Origin of the sequence: Stenotrophomonas maltophilia group sp. RNC7, from assembly GCF_030910085.1 — a bacterium.
Taxonomy (GTDB): domain Bacteria; phylum Pseudomonadota; class Gammaproteobacteria; order Xanthomonadales; family Xanthomonadaceae; genus Stenotrophomonas; species Stenotrophomonas sepilia.
The window spans coordinates 1-319 of record NZ_JAVFVN010000068.1; the positions used below are offsets into that span (position 1 = coordinate 1).

A 319-nucleotide genomic window follows, 5' to 3' on the forward strand; every position below is an offset into this window, starting at 1 on the left:
TAACGTTAAAAAATAAAGCACGATTAACATCTATATATTTGATTACTTCCTCAAATAATGTGTGTTCTAACTCTAAACCTTGCTTTGTTTGTTCAAAGAGGTTTCTTGCGATAGTATTTGCTGCATCACTAAACAGTTCATACTTGTCATCATAATAACGATAGAAGGTACTTCTGTGAATCATTGCCTTTTCGCAAATGTTATTTATTGTAATGGATGAGAATGGTTTTTCTCTTAATAAATCCATGAATGTATTTTTTATTAAAACTTGTGTACGTGAGCTAGTGAGATTACCCAAGTGATTTATCCTCCTTATATT

The 319-nt window shown here is 30.4% G+C and carries 1 protein-coding gene; it reads right to left on the reverse strand.

The window, feature by feature from the left end:
• Positions 1–298 (reverse strand): TetR/AcrR family transcriptional regulator (locus RCF13_RS00525; RefSeq protein ID WP_308140705.1); only part of this gene is annotated, 298 nt, incomplete at its 3' end.
• Positions 299–319 lie beyond the last annotated feature (21 nt).